The sequence below is a fragment of the Geotalea daltonii FRC-32 genome (assembly GCF_000022265.1).
Classification (GTDB): Bacteria; Desulfobacterota; Desulfuromonadia; order Geobacterales; family Geobacteraceae; genus Geotalea; species Geotalea daltonii.
Genome location: NC_011979.1, coordinates 1,175,780 through 1,193,287 on the forward strand (window position 1 = coordinate 1,175,780; position 17,508 = coordinate 1,193,287).

The following is a 17,508-nucleotide window of genomic DNA, read 5'->3' on the forward strand; positions in this document are numbered from 1 at the left end:
GAACCTAGAACCCCCAAAGGGCCCCATGGATCAATTCGTCAGCTACATATCCCGCTTTTTCATGATTGTCGGCGGCTTCGCGCTGCTCCTGCTGGTGCTGCTGGCCACCGGCAACGTCGGCATGCGCCTGTTTCACGTCCCCTATGCCGGGACCTACGAAATCGTCTCCTTTCTGGGCGCTTTGGTCACGGCAGGTGCCCTCGGCCACACCCAGCGGCGCCGGGACCATATCATGGTCGATATACTCACCGAGAAGTTTTCCCCGCTGGTCAGGCGGCTGCTGGATGCTGTCAGCGACGGGCTGGCAGCGGTGCTGTTCGCCATTGCTTCCTGGCAGGTTTATCGGTGGGCGGAAAACCTGAGGGGGACGGGCGAGCTGTCGGAGACCCTGCAGCTGAAATATTACCCCTTCGTCTACGGGGTGTCGGCTGGCTTCGCGCTTTTGGCCCTGGTCCTGTTCCTCCAAATGAGCCGAGCCATTTTACGAAAAGCGGAGGGAGAAGAATGACCGGCCCGATGATGGGAGTTACCGGCATTGCCGTCATGCTCCTCATGCTTTTTTTCCTGCGCATACCTGCGGCTTTTACCATGCTGCTGGTGGGTTTCTTCGGCTTTGCCGCGGCCACTTCCTTCGATGCCGCCTGCTCCATGCTGGGCAGCGAGCTATGGTCGACCTTTTCCAACTACGGTTTGACGGTAATCCCGCTCTTTATCCTGGTGGGTGAAATCGTCCACTATGCCGGCTACAATAACGGTCTCTATTTCGCCACCTACCGCTGGTTCGGCCATCACCGCGGCGGGTTGGCCATGACCACCATCATGGCTTCCGCTGCCTTTTCCGCCATTAGCGGCTCCAATACCGCGACGGCAGCGACCATGAGCGCCGTAGCCATTCCGGCCATGAACGAATACAAGTATCACCCGCTGCTCAATGCCGGTTCCGTTGCCGCCGGGGCGACCCTGGGCGTGCTCATTCCTCCCAGTATCGTCCTAGTCGTCTACGGGCTCTATACGGGCCAGTCCATCGGCAAGCTCTTCTTCGGCAACATCATCCCCAGCGCCATTCTTACCACCCTCATCCTGGCAACGGTGGTGGTGATCTGCCGGATTCATCCCGAGTGGGGTCCTGCCGGTCCTAAAAGCTCATGGAAAGAGCGGTTCGAGTCGCTGCCCGAGGCCATCGATATCCTGGTGCTGTTCGGCATCATCATGTATGCTCTCTTCACCGGGGTAGTGACCGCCACCGAAGCGGCCGCCGTCAGCTGTTTCCTTGCCCTGGTCATCTGCACCGTGCGCCGCAAGCTTACCTGGAAAAAGCTGGGTGGCGCCTTCGTCGATACCCTGCGCATCTCCTGCATGGTCTTTATGATTGTCGCCGGGGCGCTTATTTTTGCCAAATTTCTCACCGTCACCCGGCTGCCGGCCGAAACGGCCGAATGGATCGGCATGCTGGCCCTGCCCAAGTGGATGGTGCTCTGCACCATTCTTCTCTGCTACATCATCGGCGGCTGCATCATGGATGCCCTGGCCTTTCTCCTGGTCTCGCTCCCCATCTTCTACCCGCTGGTCACCCAATTGGGTTACGACCCCATCTGGTTCGGCCAGGTGATTACCATCGTCACCACCATGGGCTCCATCATGCCCCCCATCGGTATTTGCTGCTATGTGGTATCGGGCATGTCCGGCATCCCGCTGGGCACGGCCTTCCGCAGCGGGCTCTATTACATGCCTTCCTATATCTTTTCCGTTTTCGTTCTCATGGTTTCTCCCTACTGGACGGTGCTGGTCCTCTCCGACTTGGTGAAATAGCTGTTGATGTACCTGATGCCCCCCTTGATACCTGCAGTTCTCATCCGCCGCTACCAGCGATTCCTCGCCGATTTCCAGCTGGAAAACGGCGAGATTGTCACTGCCCATTGCCCCAACTCAGGCAGCATGAAAGGGTGCGCCGTTCCCGGCAGCCCTGCCTTCATCTCCCGTTGCGACAAACCGGGCCGCAAGCTCTGCTACACCTGGGAGCAGGTGAAGGCCGATAACTGCTGGATCGGCATCAATACTTCCCTTCCCAACCGGCTGGTACATAATGCCATCGAAAGTAACGTCATCAAAGAGCTGCAGGGCTACCACTCCATTCGGCCCGAGGTGCGTTACGGCATCAACAGCCGCATCGATCTCCTGCTGAGCAGGGGTGACGAGCTTTGCTATGTGGAAGTGAAGAATGTGACCCTGATGGAGGATGGCCGGGCACTTTTCCCCGATGCGGCAACAGTGCGGGGGCAGAAACACCTGCGGGAGCTGATGGAGATGGTCAGGCTGGGGCACCGGGCGGTGAACTTCTTCGTTGTCCAGCGCCCGGACTGCAGCTCCGTTTCTCCGGCCGATGCAATAGATCCGGAATACGGCCGGCTGTTGCGCCTGGCTGCAGCCAACGGCGTCGAGCTCCTTGCCTACCAGGCCCAGGTCAGCAGAGAAACCATTCATCTTACCCATCGTTTGCCCGTTATCCTCTGAATTAGCCATCGCCCTTCAGCAACCCTCCAACATTCTCCCCTTCAAGATTTTTCCTTAATGGTTTACCCCGCTGCTGGCGCTTCTTTATCTGGGAGAAAAGGGGTAAGCGGGTGTCGGGAAATTTGACAATTATTAAATATAAATAATTATTATAGGGAACTCTTTGCAGTAAACACTCTAAAGGGAGGTAACCGATGAAAGAAAAGTGCATGAAAGTAGTTGCCACATTCGTTGCTTTTGGTGCGTTAGTTGCCTCACCCCCTGCGGAAGCACAGAATCAGGCAGAGCAGCTGCAGATCGTGCAGGAAAATGCCCAAAGCAAAATCAAAGAGGGGGCGGAGATATTCCGCTTTGACACCTTTGGTGATGAGCAGTTCTGGGGGGGGAAACTCAAGCTTCATCGCGCCATAGCCGGGGCAAATTTGGGAGGAGTGGGCAGTGGACTCACCCCCAAAACGGCCCTGGACCTGGGACTGAAAGTGGATGTGCATGCCCTCCCTGACACATTGGTGCAAAGGCTGCGTGCCGGCACGGTTGATCTAGCCGATCCGGCGACCACACTTGCGCTTCTGAAGCTGAATGCAGTGGTTGGGGTAAAGGGCGTTTTCTCTGGCGACCGGCTGTCGTCGGTGGGTATTACCTGTGCCCTGTGCCATTCCACCGTCGATAACTCGCTGACATTCGGCATCGGCCGGCGCCTGGACGGCTGGGCCAATCATGATCTGGATGTGGGAAAGATCGTCGCACTGGCTCCCGACCTCTCGCCCTTTGTCGAGCTGCTGAAATCCGCCCCTGGCAGTGAACAGATCACCCAGCAGGATGTACGCAGGGTCCTGAGGGCATGGGGGCCTGGAAAATTCGATGCAGAGCTGATCCTGGATGGTAAAGGGTTCAGGCCCGATGGGGCTACGGCAGCGACCCGGATTCCCAATGCTTTCGACATGGCAGGTTTCAACCTTCATACCTGGACTGGCGCCTGGGGGTCGGTCCCTTACTGGAATGCATTTGTTGCCGTTCTGGAAATGCACGGAGTGGGGAATTTCTTTGATCCACGCCTGGATGATACGGGGCAGTTCCCTGACATCGCCTCACGATTCCCGGTGGCAGTGGCCAACAAACTCGGTCATGTGACGGTGGACCCTGACAAGGACCTGGTTACCAGTAAACTGCCGGCCCTGCATCTCTATCAACTGGCGCTACCCTCACCCCAACCGCAAGCGGGGGTTGATTTCAACGGGGAGGCTGCCAAGCGCGGGGATGAGTTGTTCAGCGGCAAGGCGAAGTGTACCAACTGCCATAAGGAGCCTCTATGGACAGAGCCTGGATGGAATGCACACCGGGCTGAGGACATCGGCATAGACAGCTTCCAGGCCGATCGCTCGCCGGATAAGGTCTACAAGACAATGAATCTGGCGGGGCTGTTTATTAGGGAAAACGGAAAGTTCATGAAGGCGGAGAACAAGGGCAGATTCTACCACGACGGCAGATTCAAAACTTTGCTCGACGTGGTCAATCATTACAATACCTTCTTCAACCTTGCCCTGACTGCTGATGAAAAGCGGGATCTGGTCGAATACCTGAAATCGCTCTAGGGCTGGTTTGAATTGTCAAGGTTGCGTCCCCGGCGCAGCCTTGATTATCAGCTACATGGGAAAAGGGCAGGGTAGAGGCACAAGACTATGACCTCAGACGCGGCGGATTTTGCCTGATTTCTGGCGGTGTTTCTTACCCGGTTTTTTGGCCGGCTGGTGATGTGAGCGTGCCTGGGAGGCATAGGCAAGCAGCCTGACCTTGGTTTTTCGTGCCGGCGGCTTTACCGTGGCCAGGGCCGGACGCATGAGCTCGGCGGTTATTCGTGCCACTTCCAGAGGCCCTGTCAGGCGCAGCAGGTCGTCGGCTACGGTGAAGGATGCTGCGGCAATGGTGGAGATATCGCGCCTCAACTGGTTGAAGGTGCTTGTGTCCCGGTAGTTCAGGCGATTGGTCAAAACAATGACAAACAGGTCCTGCTTGGGATCGATCCAGATGGAAGAGCCACTGTAGCCGGTGTGCCCAAAGGAGACCTCGGAAAACAGGGACCCTTTCGGCGCCGAAAAGGGGGATTCGATGTCCCATCCCAACCCTCGTACGACCCTGCCGTTGGAGTAGAAGTAGGGGGCGGTCATTTGATTGACCACTCTCTCTGAAAGAACTCGTTTGCCTTCGATCGTGCCACTGCCGAGAATAAGCCTGGCAAAGCGGGCCAGATCGTTCCCTGAGCTGAAAAGGCCTGCATGCCCGGCGACGCCGCCGAGACGGCGGGCATTCATGTCCTGAACGACACCCCCCGTAAATCCAAGGGTCGGAGCAATGACGTCGGTCATTTCCCTGGGTGGAAGAAACATGGTGGCACTATTGCCAAGGGGGGCAAACAGCTCGTCGTGGCAGAAGACATCCAGCGTCTTTCCCGAGACCCGGTGCACCAGCTCTCCAAGAAGTATGAAGTTGATGTCGGCATAATTGAAGCTGGTGCCGGGGCGGGAATGGGTTTTTTCGGCCGCGGCCCTGTTAATGGCTGCCTTCATGGCATCGCCGCTGCTCAGATCGAAATCTCTGAGCCCCGAGGTGTGAGTCAGCAGGTTGAGAATGGTGGCATCCTCACGGTCGGTGCCGACGAATTCGGGAAACCAGCGGGTCAGAGGGTCAAGGAGAGATATCTTGCCCTGATCCAGCAGTTTCATCACTGCCGGGGTGGTTGCTATGACCTTTGTCAAGGATGCCAGATCGAAGACAGTGCGATCAGTCAGATTGTCTGAGCCGGCTCTGTTGATTTCACCTCTGGCGGTGCTGTAGAGGATGCCGGCATGGTCTCCGATGACGACGACCCCGCCTGAGATCAGGTTCTTGTCCATGGCCCGTTCCAGGAGCAGGTCTATGGTGCCTGAACGGCTGGCGTCAAGCTGTTCACCCCATGCAGTACAAAGGGTGATACAGGAGAGGAAGAGGGCGATAAGACAGATTCGGATGAGGCGCATGATGGACCCTCTCGCAGCAGTTCAACTGGATCGTTTTACTTTTAAGGCTTTGGATCGAGATGAACTGAACTCCTCATCCCGCAATATTTTGTGGAAAGCAATTTCCGGGCCGGAAGGTTTTCGGCACCGCTGGCTACCTGCTGGCGATTATACAGGAACACCCGTGGCCATCAGGTGACCGCCATCACATTTTTCCCTGCAAGGCTGACAAATAAAGTCAATTTCCACGCATCGTCAAAGAACAAGCCAGTGCGCCTTTCACTGGCAGTGGCGTCCCTGTCTGGTATAATACGGGTAATTACAACATCCTGCAGGCGTCCATCTCAATCGCCAACAGCAAAAGAGGTAATAATGAACAGGCTGACTCTTATCCTTCCCGTATTCTTTCTCGTTGTCATTGCTGTCGCGCTCTTCTATTTCCTGGGATCGCCGGCTCCGGCCGTGTCCCTTACTCCGGAAAGCGGGCCGATTGCCATCAGGCGGGACCTTACGGTTAAGCTGGATGCAGGGCGAGGGGTGCTGAAGCGGCTGACCATTGCCGCCGTTCAGGGTGAAAAAACGGTCAATGTGCTGGTCAAGGATTACCCCGGAAAGTCACAACAAGCCACGGAAACCGTCAACCTGCTCCGGTCAGGCCTGAAAGAGGGACCGTTCACTCTGCAGGTGAGGGCGACCAACTCCGCTCCGCGATTCGGCGCTGACCGAACCACAAGCAAACAATTTGCCTTCACCTTCGAAAACAAGCCTCCGGCAGTGGCTGTACTGAGCATTGCCCATAACATTACCCGCGGCGGAGCGGGGCTGGTGGTTTACACCGTAGCGAAAGAGGTGGAAAAGACGGGGGTTGTTATCGGCAATCAGTTTTATCCCGGCTACCGCCAGGGGGGAGAATACTACACTTGTCTCTTTCCGTTTCCCTATGACATGGACCTCAACCAATTCATTCCAAGAGTCACGGCGGTGGATAGAGCCGGCAACGAGCGGGTGGTGGGGATCAATTATCACCTTATCGACAAGAATTTTCCGCCTGACCGCATCAACCTGACTCCGGCTTTTGTGGATAAGATCGCTGCCGAGTTCAGGGACAGGGATCCCCAGGCTACATCCTCCCTGGAACTGTTCCTCAAGGTAAACGGCGAAGTGCGCGCCCAGGACCGCAAGACGATTCAGGACCTGAGCCGTCAAACTTCGCCCGTTCCACTCTGGGAAGGCATCTTTCTGCGCATGCCGAACGCCGCCCCCCTGGGTGGCTTTGCCCAGACCCGCACCTATGTCTATGAAGGGAAAGAGGTGGATACCCAGACCCATCTCGGTTTCGACCTGGCCTCACTGGCCCATGCAGAGGTCCCGGCAGCCAACCGGGGCAAGGTTGTGTTTGCCGGTGACCTGGGCATTTACGGACAGTGCATCATCATCGACCATGGCATGGGGCTGCAGACCATCTATGGGCACCTGAGCCGGATCGGAGTCAAGGAGGGAGACAACGTGGAAAAGGGGCAGATGATTGGCAACACCGGGGCCACCGGCATGGCTGGCGGGGATCATCTGCACTTCGAGGTGGTGGTTTCGGGACAGTCGGTCAATCCCATCGAGTGGTGGGACCCATCCTGGATCAAAAACAACGTCAGCAGCAAATTGGAGCTGGTGAAAACGCCGGCGGGGAAGTAGGCATCTCTGAAAAGTTCATGCTTTTACTTCTGTTTGGCGGACATCCCAATCATATTTCGGAGCCGCGTTGTTGCAAATGTATTTCCCGGCCCTTAATTGAACAGGCTAGCGCAAAAGATAGACCAATCAATCCGGCACATAAATAGGAATTTTTTTAAGAGTTATAGTGAAAAGCAGGAAGGAAAGAGTCAAAAAAGTGGTATAGGTGATTTCCGGCTCGGTAGAATTAGAAAGTGATAACTGCGCCTGAGAAAGGCGGTATTATCATGGACAAGGTAATTCTAGGCAAAAATATTAGTTTCATTTTCCGTTGCGGCTCGGACACTCACTTCCGAAGCTACGGCAACCGTCCCATTTAAGGCTACCATACGTAATCCCTAGCAGTGCCCCGCTTGTCATGCCCATAGAGAACATGAAAGATCCGCAGTCGCTTCAGCTTCACCGGCGATAGGGAACCAAGGGGAATATAGACGATCTTCTTCCCCAGCCGGGCGGCAATCTGCCGGAAATAACTGCGCGGCGGGCGGGCTGCCACATAGACCACGTGCTTTTCCGGTGAATAGTCCAGGGCTGCCAGCAGCAGGACCTCCGACTTGCATCGGGCAAAGGCATAATCGCCATCGCTCCACACGTCGAGCATCCTTCGTGGCGGATAGGAAAGGAGAAAGCCGCCGTATTCGCAGCGGCAGATGCCGGGGCCGACGATGTTGTCATCGGGTGACGTGGCATAGAAAGCCATGTCCGATTCCTGGGCATGTTCCCCCAGCCAGGTCATGTGGTAGGGGAACCGCTGGTTGCCGCTGTCTTCATGGAAGATCACCACCACTCCGCCGACGCCCCCCTTGACCCTCTGGTTTTCCCGCACATAGATCCTCCCCTCGTGCAGGTTGCGCAAGGTCTCGCGCATATCGATGCCGTCCAGCATGGATGCCGAGAAGGGCTCGACCCGGTTTTGCTCTTCCGAGAGCTGCTTTGCCCCCTTCTGTTTGAGAAAACGGCCATAGTCCTCGATGATGAGATCTTCCGGCGGATAGGAGCAGATGGACTGGTTGTCGAATCCCTCCAGCCACTCGCCGGGACGCTTCTCCTTCTTTCGCCTGAGAAAGGCCAGCGGCGACAGCCCCTTGCCCCGGCGCTGTTCCCGAGGTCTAAACCTGATGCGGCGACTCCCCGACCAGAGGTCCTCGGGTGTCAGCCGGACGGTGGGGATGTCGCTTTCCTCCTGCTGCCACATTGGATAAGTGGCCAAGCGGTAAAAGGCGTAGGCAAAATTGTCGTCGATGCAGGAACGGGCGGCGGTGAGCATCTGGAACAAGTCGGGGAGAAGGCTGCCGCCAGCCAGGGCATAATTGCGGGCAAAACGGAAAAAGGCCCGCTTCTGCCAGATGTGGATCGACTCGCCGGTTTCCTGCCGGTAATGGCGGGCCGCTTCCTGGAAGAGGCGGAGCATGATCCGCTGGCGGTCGGGCATTTCTCCCTCACCTCCCACGTGGCGGACGCTTCGCAACACCGCCTGGCGCAACGCCTCCTCTTCCGGAATCTCCGTTTTTCCGCCGATCAGCTCCAGGGCGTTAAAGCGTTTGCGCAAGGACAGGTTTGACGGTTCCGGCTCGGGAGGGAGTGGGCCGCGGCGAAGGTCATACATCGCGGAAAGGAAAGGATATTCGGCCAGGATCTCCCTGCAGGAGTCGGGATGGAGATTCCAGAGGCGGACATCGTCCCGGCGCACCCGTGACAATGGCGCTGCCTGGGGCCGCTCGTAAAATTCCCTAACCCGCTCCAGATGATACATGCCGCAGATGAAGAGAATCCGCCCATGTTCCTTTGCCAGCTGCTGCAGCTGAAAGGTCATTCCCTTTTCCCGCAGCAGGTCTTCTTTGCCCGGCGGAATGCTGCCGGCCTTCCTGAATTCGTCGTAGTATGCCTTCAACCCCAGGCGATGAACGGCGTAGGAATCAGGCAGCGCTCCCTGGTGGGGTGGGTAGTCGTCCAGGTCGATGTCCACCAGATGCAGCGGGATATCCTGCTCAAGAGCGAGCCTTGCTGCCTCTACCAGGGGATCGGCTGGCTCGATGACAAGGTATACGGTGCCTCCCTTGGATTCGTAACTGAGAACGGAGATTTCCGGTAGCCGTCGAATAGTGCGCAGCAGGTGGGATTTCAGAGTCGGTGGAAGTTCGATGCAGATGCAGTCAGGCTTAAGTCGGGCCACCGCTTCGCGCACCAGGTGGGCGAACTCCATCCGGTAGTGGAGAATGGGAAGGGCAGATACGGGGCCGAACTGTTCAAGATGGAGTCTGTGGGCCATGATTTTTAGATCTTCGCATATTAGTTTCGAAATGCAAACTAGATAGTTTTCATCCGGAAAGGGTTCTTTTCTGCCCTGGCGGCGTCAATCTGCGGGCTTACTTGTGCGACGTACCGATGTACGTCTCCGCGCAACCCCTTGATTTCCTTGCCAGAACAAAAAATCCCCTCTTTCCGAATCGGAACCACCAGTTTCTCATCCGGAGTTTCCGGATGGGAACTAGATATATTCGGCTAATGCGCCGCTGGTCTGGCGCAAGCGCTGGCTGAGAACGCGGGCGATTTTCTCTGCCAGCTTCCCGTAAAGCCTTGGGTGAACCTCGGCAAGGTCACGGAAGCCTGCCAGCTTAAGGACCAGAAGAGTTGCATCACTGCGGGCAATCATTGTAGCGGAACGCGGCTCTCCGTCGATAAGGGACATCTCACCGATGGTTTTCCCCCTGCTGATGCTGGTCAGCACCTTGGCGCAGCCGCTGGAATCCTCCTTTACCACATCGATAACGCCATCGCAGATGAGACAAAGAAAGACCTCCCGGTCTCCTTCCCTGCAAACAGCCGTTCCAGCGGGGATCTTGTATGGGGACATGTAAGAGGCAAGTGCCATAATCTCGGGCCAACCGAGATCAGACAGCCACTGGTTCCGTTCCAGTTCCTCCCCCCTTCGCTCAAGGGGCCAGAAAAGCTCTTCGCATCCAAATAGAATTGCATCAGACGGACTTTTATCCATGACAAATCCCCCATTATTTCCTGCCGAATCGATGCCGGTCCTTCTCACGGTGGATCTTCCTGCATCCGTGATTGATGCCTTCAATTCACCTGATGACCTTGCCTGAAAGAGCTTTCTCCATCATGCCGGGACTTCATCACCGCATATTGTCAGGAAAGCATCCACCACTGCAGGATCGAATTGGTGCCCTGCACGTTCTTCAATATAGGCGAGCACCCGATGGGACTCCCAGCCTGCCCGATAAGGCCGGTCGGAGAGAAGAGCATCGTAGACATCGGCAACGGCGAGGATGCGGGCACCCAGTGAAATAGCTTCCCCAGCCAGGCCAAGGGGATAGCCTTCCCCGTTGAACCATTCATGGTGCTGTTCCACTAAGGGAATGACTTTCCGGTAAGGGGGAATAGGCTCCAGGATCAGGGCACCCTTGGCCGGATGTTCTCGTATCAATGCGAACTCTTCCTCCGTAAGCTTTCCCGGTTTGTCGAGAACGGAACCAGGGACGGAGATCTTGCCGATATCGTGAAGCAGTCCACCCTGGTGCAGCAATTGCAGTTCTTGCGGGGACAATCCCATTGCTTTCCCTATTCTCAATGACAATTCCGTTACTCGCTCAGAATGCCCGGCAGTCCACGGGGAATTGGTATCTACGGCCCGAGCCAAGGCCGTAAGGGTCCCCCAGCTGAGTTGAGCCAGTTCGTCGATCAGATCGGCATTGACTATGGCAACGGCAATTTGATCCGCTATCTGTCTGGCGCGAAGCAAATCTTCCTGGGGTCGATCCGGCTTTTCACGATACCCAAGAACCAAAATTCCACCGATGTTCTGATGGAGACGTATCGGCAGAAGCGCATGCGCCATGAGGCCACCTCTCCCTACAGTGGAAAGCAGCCCGGAGAATTCACCCGGCCCCACCAGCAGGCTCTCGGGAGTCTTCTCCAGTAGATCCAGTTCCTCTGGGGGAAAGACCGTATAAGCAGGATTTTCGCCACCCGCGTTGCTATGGTAGGCAATGGCCGTGTCTTTCAGGCCCGGCTCCAGGAGAAACAGGGCAACCTGATCGCATCCTATTACACTCTGCATATTGTTGACAACGGCAGCGATGATCTTTTTCCGTTCCAGGGCGGTAAGGATGGTACGGACAATCTGTCCCGTTCCCGACAGGGTTTCGAATTGTCGCCGCAGATGTTCCGCCATGATATTGAAGGAATCGGCAACCTCTTCAAATTCATCACCGCTGTTGACCTCGATTCTGCTGGCAAAATCTCCACGGCTTATATGGCGTGTCCCTTCCTTGAGCCTTGCCAATGGAACGAGGCTCCGCCGGATCTGCACGCTGCTCAGGTAACAGACCACCAGAAGAGTCAGCACGAGGATGAGTATGAAGGTCCGTGCAAACTTGGTGAGCGCCATGAAGGCGTCTGCCTTGGACTGGGTGACGACGACAGTCCAGTCATCGGTGAGAAAGGCACCCCTGAGAAAAATTGACCGATGATTGGCCAGGTAGGTGTCGGCTCCATCGGGCAGTTCGTATTGACCGAAAGCAGGCTGCTGCCCGTTTTTAAACCGGGCGATGGTGGCCAATGGAAAAAGAGGGGAGCAATAGAGTCCTGTGCCGGCGGAATCAATGATCGCTGCTTCGGTCAGTGGCGGCAATGCATCGCTTACCCGTTCCCAGAGATAATCCGGATTTATTTCGCCAACCAGGAACCGGGGAGCAGTCCCTTTGCCGACGGCAATGGCAATGAAAACAGGGGGAGGCCTGTCGGTGCGACCGGCGTAAATGAAAGCTTTGCCGGAAGAAAGCTGCTTGAGAATCCGCTCGTTCAAGGGGGGAAGCGGGCACAGTTTGCCGAAAATCACCTTGGTCTTTGCATTCGGCTGCAAAATGGCGAGGCTCAGGAAGCGGTGGTGGAGTGGGTCTCCCCCCTGTTTTGAGGCCACGAGATGTGAAAGACCTGCATCCTTGCCCCTCGATGCAGCCAGTTCCTCCATCTCGGACTTGAGGAAGGTCAATCCCTCAACGATGGTCATGGCGACATTTTTACTGGCCTGGTGCAGACGTTCATGGGCCTGTTCCCGAAGTTTATCGGCTACCTGGCTGAGGGTGAAAATGCCGAGCGTTGCGGTGGGCAGCATGGCACAAAGGACGAACAGGCCGAGTATACGGCGGGCCACTATGCTGTGCAGATAATAAAAGAGCTTACGATTCATGGCATCTACCGCTCAATATAAGGAAGCCAGCCCGATATAGGCGCCGTTGTTGGCGCGGATGATGTCATCCTGGCTGGGCTTGGCTGTGAGTGGAGGGAGAGACTGACCATCTGCTCCCATGCTGTAAAGGTCGTAGTCGGAATTGATCGGAACCAGGTTGCGATCCTTGCGGAGCGAGCCTTTCCCCTTGATTTCACCGTTGGCGATGTTCAGGTACTGGTACGGGGTTCCCCACGGGTCGAGGAGGCTCCCTCTTCTCAGTTCGTTCAGGCCCATGGGCAGGCGGTAGTTCTCGCCAACGAAATTACGGATATCGCCTTCCAGGCCCCTGATCTCGACAATGGCCCGTGCCACTCTTGCCTTCTGTATGTAGGTGGAAAAGGCTTGCGTGGCGATGGCGGCAAGAATGGCGATGGCAGACATGATGACGAGCAGTTCGAGGAGCGTGAAGCCTTTTTCGAGAAAAGAAGGCATTCGTACACGTATGTGCAACATCAGCAGCATTTTCAGATAACTCCATACCAGGGACATTTCGTCTGTATGGACTTATCGGGTTCAGGCTGCTGTGCTTGAATTGTATTTCATTGGCGGGTAAGCGGGCGGGTGCTGAGGTGAATCTTTCAGGGGGAAGAGCGGAGTCTCAATGCCTACAAGTATCTTAGCGCCTCCTCTCCCAGTATCCGCTCCACCGCCAGGGGCAGCAGAGCCTTCGGCGCATTTTCGGTGGTGGCCATCATCTTTAGGGCATAGCGGGCGATGTTGATGCCGTCCCGTACCGAGTAAAGCTCGTCGGCTGTGTGGGCACGCTGGAGAAAATCGACCACATACTTGAGGATGGAAGTGGCGGCAAAGGGGAGGTTTTCCTTGAGGATCATCATCTCCTCGTCCGCCTCGGGGAAGTCGATGTAGATCTGGGGCTGGAGCCGGGAATGGATGTATTCCGGCACTTCGAAGGTGGAGGCATCTTCGTTCATGGTGACGACAATGCGGAAATCGTGGTGGGCGGGGATGCGCAGGCCGGTGATGATGGACTCCACGTAGCGGCGGTCGTCCAGGAGGGGCGCCAGGGAGGCCCAGGCCTTTTCGCTCATGCGATTGCCCTCGTCGAGGATGAGGATACCGCCGGCAACCATGGCCGAGACCAGGGAAGAAGCGGCATATTGAATCTTGCCGTCGGGACCGATCACCGGGGTGACAATCAGGTCTTCCGGCCGGGTATCCATGGTCGCCTGGAAGAGGTAGACCGGTCGGTTGAGACTGCGGGCCGCGGCGTAGGCGAGGGTGGTCTTGCCTACCCCGGGCTTGCCGATCAGGCGGGGATTGAAGGGGATATCCCGCTCGTCGATGACCATCCACGCAGCCAGGAGCTGCTTCAGAAGCTCCCCCTGGCCGACCCATTTCAGGGACAGCTCCACCGGATTGGCCAGGCTCAGATTGATACCGTCAATGGTTGCATGTTCCATTTTATCTCCAGCTATTTTTCAGGTGTTTTTCTCGTGAAAGTACATCATGGATAGCATCGCTCTGCTTTCCAGGCATTGGGTGCACAGCTTTCCCGCATCGTTCCAGACCTCGCCCGCCAGCCATTCACCGGCCTCGGCAAAAACAGACCGGCCGGCTTCCTCTTCGTCAAATATGTTTTTGCAGATCAGGCACTGTTTCACCCTTCACCCTTCACCCTTTACACTTTTTACAAGCTCCGCCAGACACTCGATAAACAGCGGTGACGAGTTGAGGGACGGGGAGCGGCGGAATTTATCGATCCCCAGCTGCTTCGCCTCTTTTGCATACTGGATATCCACCTCGTAGAGCGTCTCGATGTGGTCTGAAACGAAGGAGAGTGGCACCATGAGCATCTCCTTCCGCCCTTCCGTAGCCAGCCGCTTCATCATTTCCTCGGTGGACGGTTCCAGCCATTTGACCGGTCCGGCCCGGGACTGGAAGGCCAGGTGGTAATCGATATTGCCCAGCCGTTCCATGACCAGGCGCACCGTGGCCTGGATATGGGAAAGGTAGGGATCACCGTCGTCGATAAAGGACTGGGGCAGGGAATGGGCTGAGAAGACCAGCGTTACCCGGGAGCGATCGCTGAACTCGGAGAGGCCTTCCTCGACTTTTTCGGCAAGGGCCTTGATGTAAAGGGGATGGTCATAAAAGCGGTCGATATAACTGACCTGGAAACTGACCCCTGCCTGTCCCAGGACCCGTTTCAGCTCGTTGATGCTGGAGCCGGCGGTGGCCCTTGAATAGTGGGGGTAAAGGGAGAGGGCGATGACGCGGGAGATCCCTTCTCTTTTGATGGCGGCCAGGGCATCGATGGTGGTCGGTTTCCAGTAGCGCATGGCGACAAAGGCGCGGTAACCATCCCCCAGTTCCGTTTCCAGTGCCTTGGCCTGGGCCTCGGTCAGCTCCCGTATGGGCGATTTGCCCCCTATCTGCTCGTAATATGCCTCCACCTTCGGCGCACGTCTGCGGCAGATGAAGCGGGCAATGAACGGCTGGAGAAGGGCGGGGCCGATCTTGATGATCTCCCGGTCGGAAAAGAGGTTGAACAGAAACGGTTCAACAGCGGCGATGGAGTCTGGTCCTCCCATCTGCAGGAGAACTACGGCGGTTTTTTCGGACATGGCTACCTCATTTCAGCAGCTGCAGGCTGTATGCATGAAAGGGTATTAAGCAATATGGCCGAGGATTTGTCAAGAAATGCATGGGGAGAGGCGCCGGGGGGCTGACCTTTGCTCTCGCAAAAGGGTTCGGGCCGTGTATACTGTTGATGTGTAACGGAAACAATGGTATGCCCATCCGGAAATCCCGGATGACGACTGCGGAGGTGCAGCGATGAGGATTTACGACATTTCTCAGACAATTTCTGACAAGCTGCCGGCCTATCCCGGCGATCCGCCGGTGCGCATTGAGCCTGTAATGCGCCTTGATCTGGGTGAACCTGCCAATGTCTCGGCCGTCTCCATGTGCAGCCACACCGGTACCCACATTGATGTTCCACGCCATTGTTTTGAAGATGGTTTATCGGTCGACCTGTTGCCACTGTCGCTTCTCATGGGAAAGGCGGTTGTGGTGGAAATAACAGGGGTCACGGCGATCAGCCGGGAACAGCTGAAGCGGTTGCCGGTCAAGGGTGAAGAACGTGTTTTGCTGAAGACGGATAACTCTTCGGCAGGTGCCGCTGGCATATATTCCGAGGAAGCTGCCTATCTGACGGAGGACGGGGCAGAATTTCTGCTGGAGTCGGGGGTGAAGCTGGTGGGCATCGATTCGCTTTCCATAGAGCGTGAGGATGGGCAGGCAGAGGTCCACCGTCTGCTCCTGCGCAATGATGCCCTCATTTTGGAAGGGCTCAAGCTGGAGGAGGTTCCACCGGGTCATTACGAGCTGATCTGCCTGCCTCTGAAGATAGCGGACGGGGACGGCGCTCCGGCAAGGGCGGTGTTGATCAGCCGCCAGAGCGCTGCAGAGGGCGGGTTCGATCCACATACCAGCAAGTGGCCCATTGCCTGAACGGTTGTCGAGCACAAGGCAATTTATGGCTGGAACTGGTCGATCTCAATTCCGAAATCACGGCATACCTGGCGAAAAGCCTCATCGGGCGGGGCCGTGGCGCTGATTTCCTTTCCCTCCCTGGAGGTGAAGGCCATGGTCCGGCAGTGAAGCATCATGCGGGGGGCATGGTCGCCGCCGTAGGTGGCATCGCCGATGATTGGCAGGCCGTTGTGGGCGAGATGGACCCTGATTTGATGGGTCCGTCCGGTAAAGGGATGGGCCTCGATCAGGGTTGCCCCTTTGCCGGCGGTGATGACTCGGAAGGCGGTACGCGCCTCCCGGCCAGGGAGGGCCACCCCGTATCGGAACTTGTTCAACTTGGCGATGGGGGCGTCCACCGTCCACTGGTCTTGCTCAGGAACATCTGCAACCAGCGCCCAGTAGACCTTTTCCACCTTTCCCTCCTTGAGCAGGAAAGAAATATGGGTGGCGGCCTTCTTGTGCTTCGGGAAAAACATCACTCCCGAGGTGCCGCGATCGAGACGGTGGATGACCCGGGCCGGCTCCTTTGATCCGAGGGATTTGAGGTAGCAGTCCACCGCATATTCCACCGTCCCCTTCAGCTGGTAAGGGGTGCGCTGGCTGTTGAGGCCGGCCGCCTTGTTGATGGCCAGGTAGCCTCCATCCTCGTAGAGCAGATCTCCCTTGCCATAGGTGATTTCCACGCACCGCTCAGGCTCCATCACGCCAAGGGAGATCAGGTCCCCTTCCCGCAACTGCCTTGAGGCAACCCGCACCAGGGCATCCGAGATGGTGCAGCCTCCCCAGTCGATGATGCGGCGAATCTGGGTCTTGGAAAGTTCGGGGAAGAGCTGCCTGGCCCCGTCATCCAGGCGCATGCCTGCCAATTCAGCTGAAACCGAGGCCTTGAGGATCATTTGTCCCTCCCTTTTGCCCGATACAGAGCGGCAATGGTTTTGCCATCGGTTATCCTGCCATCCAGCGCCATCTCCAGGGCTTCATCCATGGGCAGACGAACCGCTTCTATATCCTCATAGTCCTCCGGCTGTGCCTTTCCTTGTGACAGGCCGGTGGCGAGGAAGAGGTGGATGACCTCATCGAGAAAGCCGGGGGAGGAGTGAATAAAGCCCAAGGAGGTCAGAGCCGTGGCGGTGAGACCCGTTTCCTCCAGCAGTTCCCGGTTGCCGCAAAGAATGGGTTGCTCGCCCGTACAGAGGCGGCCGGCGGGAATCTCAAGGGTAAAGCCGCCAGTCGCCGGGCGCAGTTGCCGGATCAAGGTTACCGTGCCGTCCTCATGGAGCGGCAAAATACCCACCCCGCCCGGATGGCGGACGATCTGGTATGGGTGCCAGCCTTTGTCGCCGATCTTCACTTGCATCTGCTCGATATTGACCACAATGCCATTGAAGACAATGGTTCTATTCTCAGTTTCCATTTCAGCTCCTGCTGGGATATTCCATGTGGGGATTCATAACACTATTCGTCCCTGAAGTGAAGCCCCATTCCTTTACAGACCATCGGCAAATGCTACTATTAAATAAAATTAACTGC

At 56.7% G+C, this 17,508-nt stretch carries 16 protein-coding genes; 6 read left to right on the top strand and 10 right to left on the bottom strand.

The window, feature by feature from the left end; all coding sequences use genetic code 11:
* The first annotated feature begins 25 nt into the window (after window positions 1–25).
* The 4 genes from GEOB_RS05290 (at window position 26) to GEOB_RS05305 (ending at window position 4,103) form a co-directional block, all read left to right on the top strand.
* On the top strand, window positions 26–508 hold the full coding sequence (locus tag GEOB_RS05290; protein WP_012646153.1) for a TRAP transporter small permease: 483 nt from the start codon (window positions 26–28) through the stop codon (window positions 506–508).
* Window positions 505–1,809, top strand: a complete 1,305-nt coding sequence (locus GEOB_RS05295) for a TRAP transporter large permease (RefSeq protein ID WP_012646154.1) — start codon at window positions 505–507, stop codon at window positions 1,807–1,809. Before GEOB_RS05290 ends, GEOB_RS05295 begins: the two co-directional genes overlap by 4 nt.
* Window positions 1,810–1,815: 6 nt before the next feature.
* Window positions 1,816–2,511, top strand: coding sequence for a DNA/RNA nuclease SfsA (sfsA, locus tag GEOB_RS05300; protein ID WP_012646155.1), 696 nt, complete (start codon window positions 1,816–1,818; stop codon window positions 2,509–2,511).
* 194 nt (window positions 2,512–2,705) lie between these two features.
* Entirely contained in the window at window positions 2,706–4,103 is a 1,398-nt protein-coding gene (locus tag GEOB_RS05305; RefSeq protein WP_012646156.1) for a hypothetical protein, read from the top strand.
* Window positions 4,104–4,196: 93 nt separating this feature from the next.
* Here the strand turns inward: GEOB_RS05305 and GEOB_RS05310 are convergent, their stop codons facing one another.
* Window positions 4,197–5,525 carry a serine hydrolase domain-containing protein gene (locus tag GEOB_RS05310; protein ID WP_012646157.1) on the bottom strand — a complete coding sequence of 443 codons (1,329 nt, stop codon included), beginning with the start codon at window positions 5,523–5,525 and terminating at the stop codon, window positions 4,197–4,199.
* Between the two features lie 351 nt (window positions 5,526–5,876).
* Between GEOB_RS05310 and GEOB_RS05320 the strand changes: the two genes are divergently transcribed.
* Entirely contained in the window at window positions 5,877–7,193 is a 1,317-nt protein-coding gene (locus GEOB_RS05320; RefSeq protein ID WP_012646158.1) for a M23 family metallopeptidase, read from the top strand.
* A 361-nt stretch (window positions 7,194–7,554) separates the two neighbouring features.
* On the opposite strand, the gene GEOB_RS05325 is transcribed toward GEOB_RS05320, so the two are convergent.
* From GEOB_RS05325 to hemH, 7 genes are all read right to left on the bottom strand, one after another.
* Window positions 7,555–9,501: a TraB/GumN family protein gene (locus tag GEOB_RS05325; RefSeq protein ID WP_012646159.1), complete on the bottom strand. Its 1,947-nt coding sequence runs from the start codon at window positions 9,499–9,501 to the stop codon at window positions 7,555–7,557.
* Window positions 9,502–9,720: 219 nt separating this feature from the next.
* A complete protein-coding gene (locus GEOB_RS05330; RefSeq protein ID WP_012646160.1) occupies window positions 9,721–10,275 on the bottom strand; it encodes a Crp/Fnr family transcriptional regulator in 555 nt (184 codons plus the stop codon).
* Window positions 10,276–10,347: 72 nt separating this feature from the next.
* Window positions 10,348–12,438 (bottom strand): HD domain-containing phosphohydrolase, encoded by a 2,091-nt coding sequence (locus GEOB_RS05335; RefSeq protein WP_012646161.1) that lies wholly within the window; start codon window positions 12,436–12,438, stop codon window positions 10,348–10,350.
* Window positions 12,439–12,450: 12 nt separating this feature from the next.
* Window positions 12,451–12,942: a prepilin-type N-terminal cleavage/methylation domain-containing protein gene (locus tag GEOB_RS05340; protein WP_012646162.1), complete on the bottom strand. Its 492-nt coding sequence runs from the start codon at window positions 12,940–12,942 to the stop codon at window positions 12,451–12,453.
* Window positions 12,943–13,085: 143 nt separating this feature from the next.
* Window positions 13,086–13,901 carry an AAA family ATPase gene (locus GEOB_RS05345; RefSeq protein WP_012646163.1) on the bottom strand — a complete coding sequence of 272 codons (816 nt, stop codon included), beginning with the start codon at window positions 13,899–13,901 and terminating at the stop codon, window positions 13,086–13,088.
* 18 nt (window positions 13,902–13,919) lie between these two features.
* Entirely contained in the window at window positions 13,920–14,102 is a 183-nt protein-coding gene (locus GEOB_RS05350; protein WP_012646164.1) for a hypothetical protein, read from the bottom strand.
* Between the two features lie 3 nt (window positions 14,103–14,105).
* A complete protein-coding gene (hemH, locus tag GEOB_RS05355) occupies window positions 14,106–15,065 on the bottom strand; it encodes a ferrochelatase (protein WP_012646165.1) in 960 nt (319 codons plus the stop codon).
* 211 nt (window positions 15,066–15,276) lie between these two features.
* Between hemH and GEOB_RS05360 the strand changes: the two genes are divergently transcribed.
* A complete protein-coding gene (locus GEOB_RS05360; protein ID WP_012646166.1) occupies window positions 15,277–15,954 on the top strand; it encodes a cyclase family protein in 678 nt (225 codons plus the stop codon).
* A gap of 23 nt (window positions 15,955–15,977) precedes the next feature.
* Here the strand turns inward: GEOB_RS05360 and GEOB_RS05365 are convergent, their stop codons facing one another.
* Together GEOB_RS05365 and GEOB_RS05370 are read right to left on the bottom strand one after the other, a co-directional pair.
* A complete protein-coding gene (locus tag GEOB_RS05365; RefSeq protein ID WP_012646167.1) occupies window positions 15,978–16,874 on the bottom strand; it encodes an RluA family pseudouridine synthase in 897 nt (298 codons plus the stop codon).
* Window positions 16,871–17,392, bottom strand: a complete 522-nt coding sequence (locus GEOB_RS05370) for an NUDIX hydrolase (RefSeq protein WP_012646168.1) — start codon at window positions 17,390–17,392, stop codon at window positions 16,871–16,873. The genes GEOB_RS05365 and GEOB_RS05370 overlap by 4 nt, the downstream gene beginning before the upstream one ends.
* Window positions 17,393–17,508: the final 116 nt, after the last annotated feature.

Excerpts from the sequence above, each read along its gene's own strand:
- GEOB_RS05290 (WP_012646153.1), top strand. The coding sequence starts at position 26 with ATGGATCAATTCGTCAGCTACATATCCCGCTTTTTCATGATTGTCGGC.
- GEOB_RS05295 (WP_012646154.1), top strand. The coding sequence starts at position 505 with ATGACCGGCCCGATGATGGGAGTTACCGGCATTGCCGTCATGCTCCTC.
- sfsA (WP_012646155.1), top strand. The coding sequence starts at position 1,816 with ATGTACCTGATGCCCCCCTTGATACCTGCAGTTCTCATCCGCCGCTAC.
- GEOB_RS05305 (WP_012646156.1), top strand. The coding sequence starts at position 2,706 with ATGAAAGAAAAGTGCATGAAAGTAGTTGCCACATTCGTTGCTTTTGGT.
- GEOB_RS05310 (WP_012646157.1), bottom strand. The coding sequence starts at position 5,525 with ATGCGCCTCATCCGAATCTGTCTTATCGCCCTCTTCCTCTCCTGTATC.
- GEOB_RS05320 (WP_012646158.1), top strand. The coding sequence starts at position 5,877 with ATGAACAGGCTGACTCTTATCCTTCCCGTATTCTTTCTCGTTGTCATT.
- GEOB_RS05325 (WP_012646159.1), bottom strand. The coding sequence starts at position 9,501 with ATGGCCCACAGACTCCATCTTGAACAGTTCGGCCCCGTATCTGCCCTT.
- GEOB_RS05335 (WP_012646161.1), bottom strand. The coding sequence starts at position 12,438 with ATGAATCGTAAGCTCTTTTATTATCTGCACAGCATAGTGGCCCGCCGT.
- GEOB_RS05340 (WP_012646162.1), bottom strand. The coding sequence starts at position 12,942 with ATGCTGCTGATGTTGCACATACGTGTACGAATGCCTTCTTTTCTCGAA.
- GEOB_RS05345 (WP_012646163.1), bottom strand. The coding sequence starts at position 13,901 with ATGGAACATGCAACCATTGACGGTATCAATCTGAGCCTGGCCAATCCG.
- hemH (WP_012646165.1), bottom strand. The coding sequence starts at position 15,065 with ATGTCCGAAAAAACCGCCGTAGTTCTCCTGCAGATGGGAGGACCAGAC.
- GEOB_RS05360 (WP_012646166.1), top strand. The coding sequence starts at position 15,277 with ATGAGGATTTACGACATTTCTCAGACAATTTCTGACAAGCTGCCGGCC.
- GEOB_RS05365 (WP_012646167.1), bottom strand. The coding sequence starts at position 16,874 with ATGATCCTCAAGGCCTCGGTTTCAGCTGAATTGGCAGGCATGCGCCTG.
- GEOB_RS05370 (WP_012646168.1), bottom strand. The coding sequence starts at position 17,392 with ATGGAAACTGAGAATAGAACCATTGTCTTCAATGGCATTGTGGTCAAT.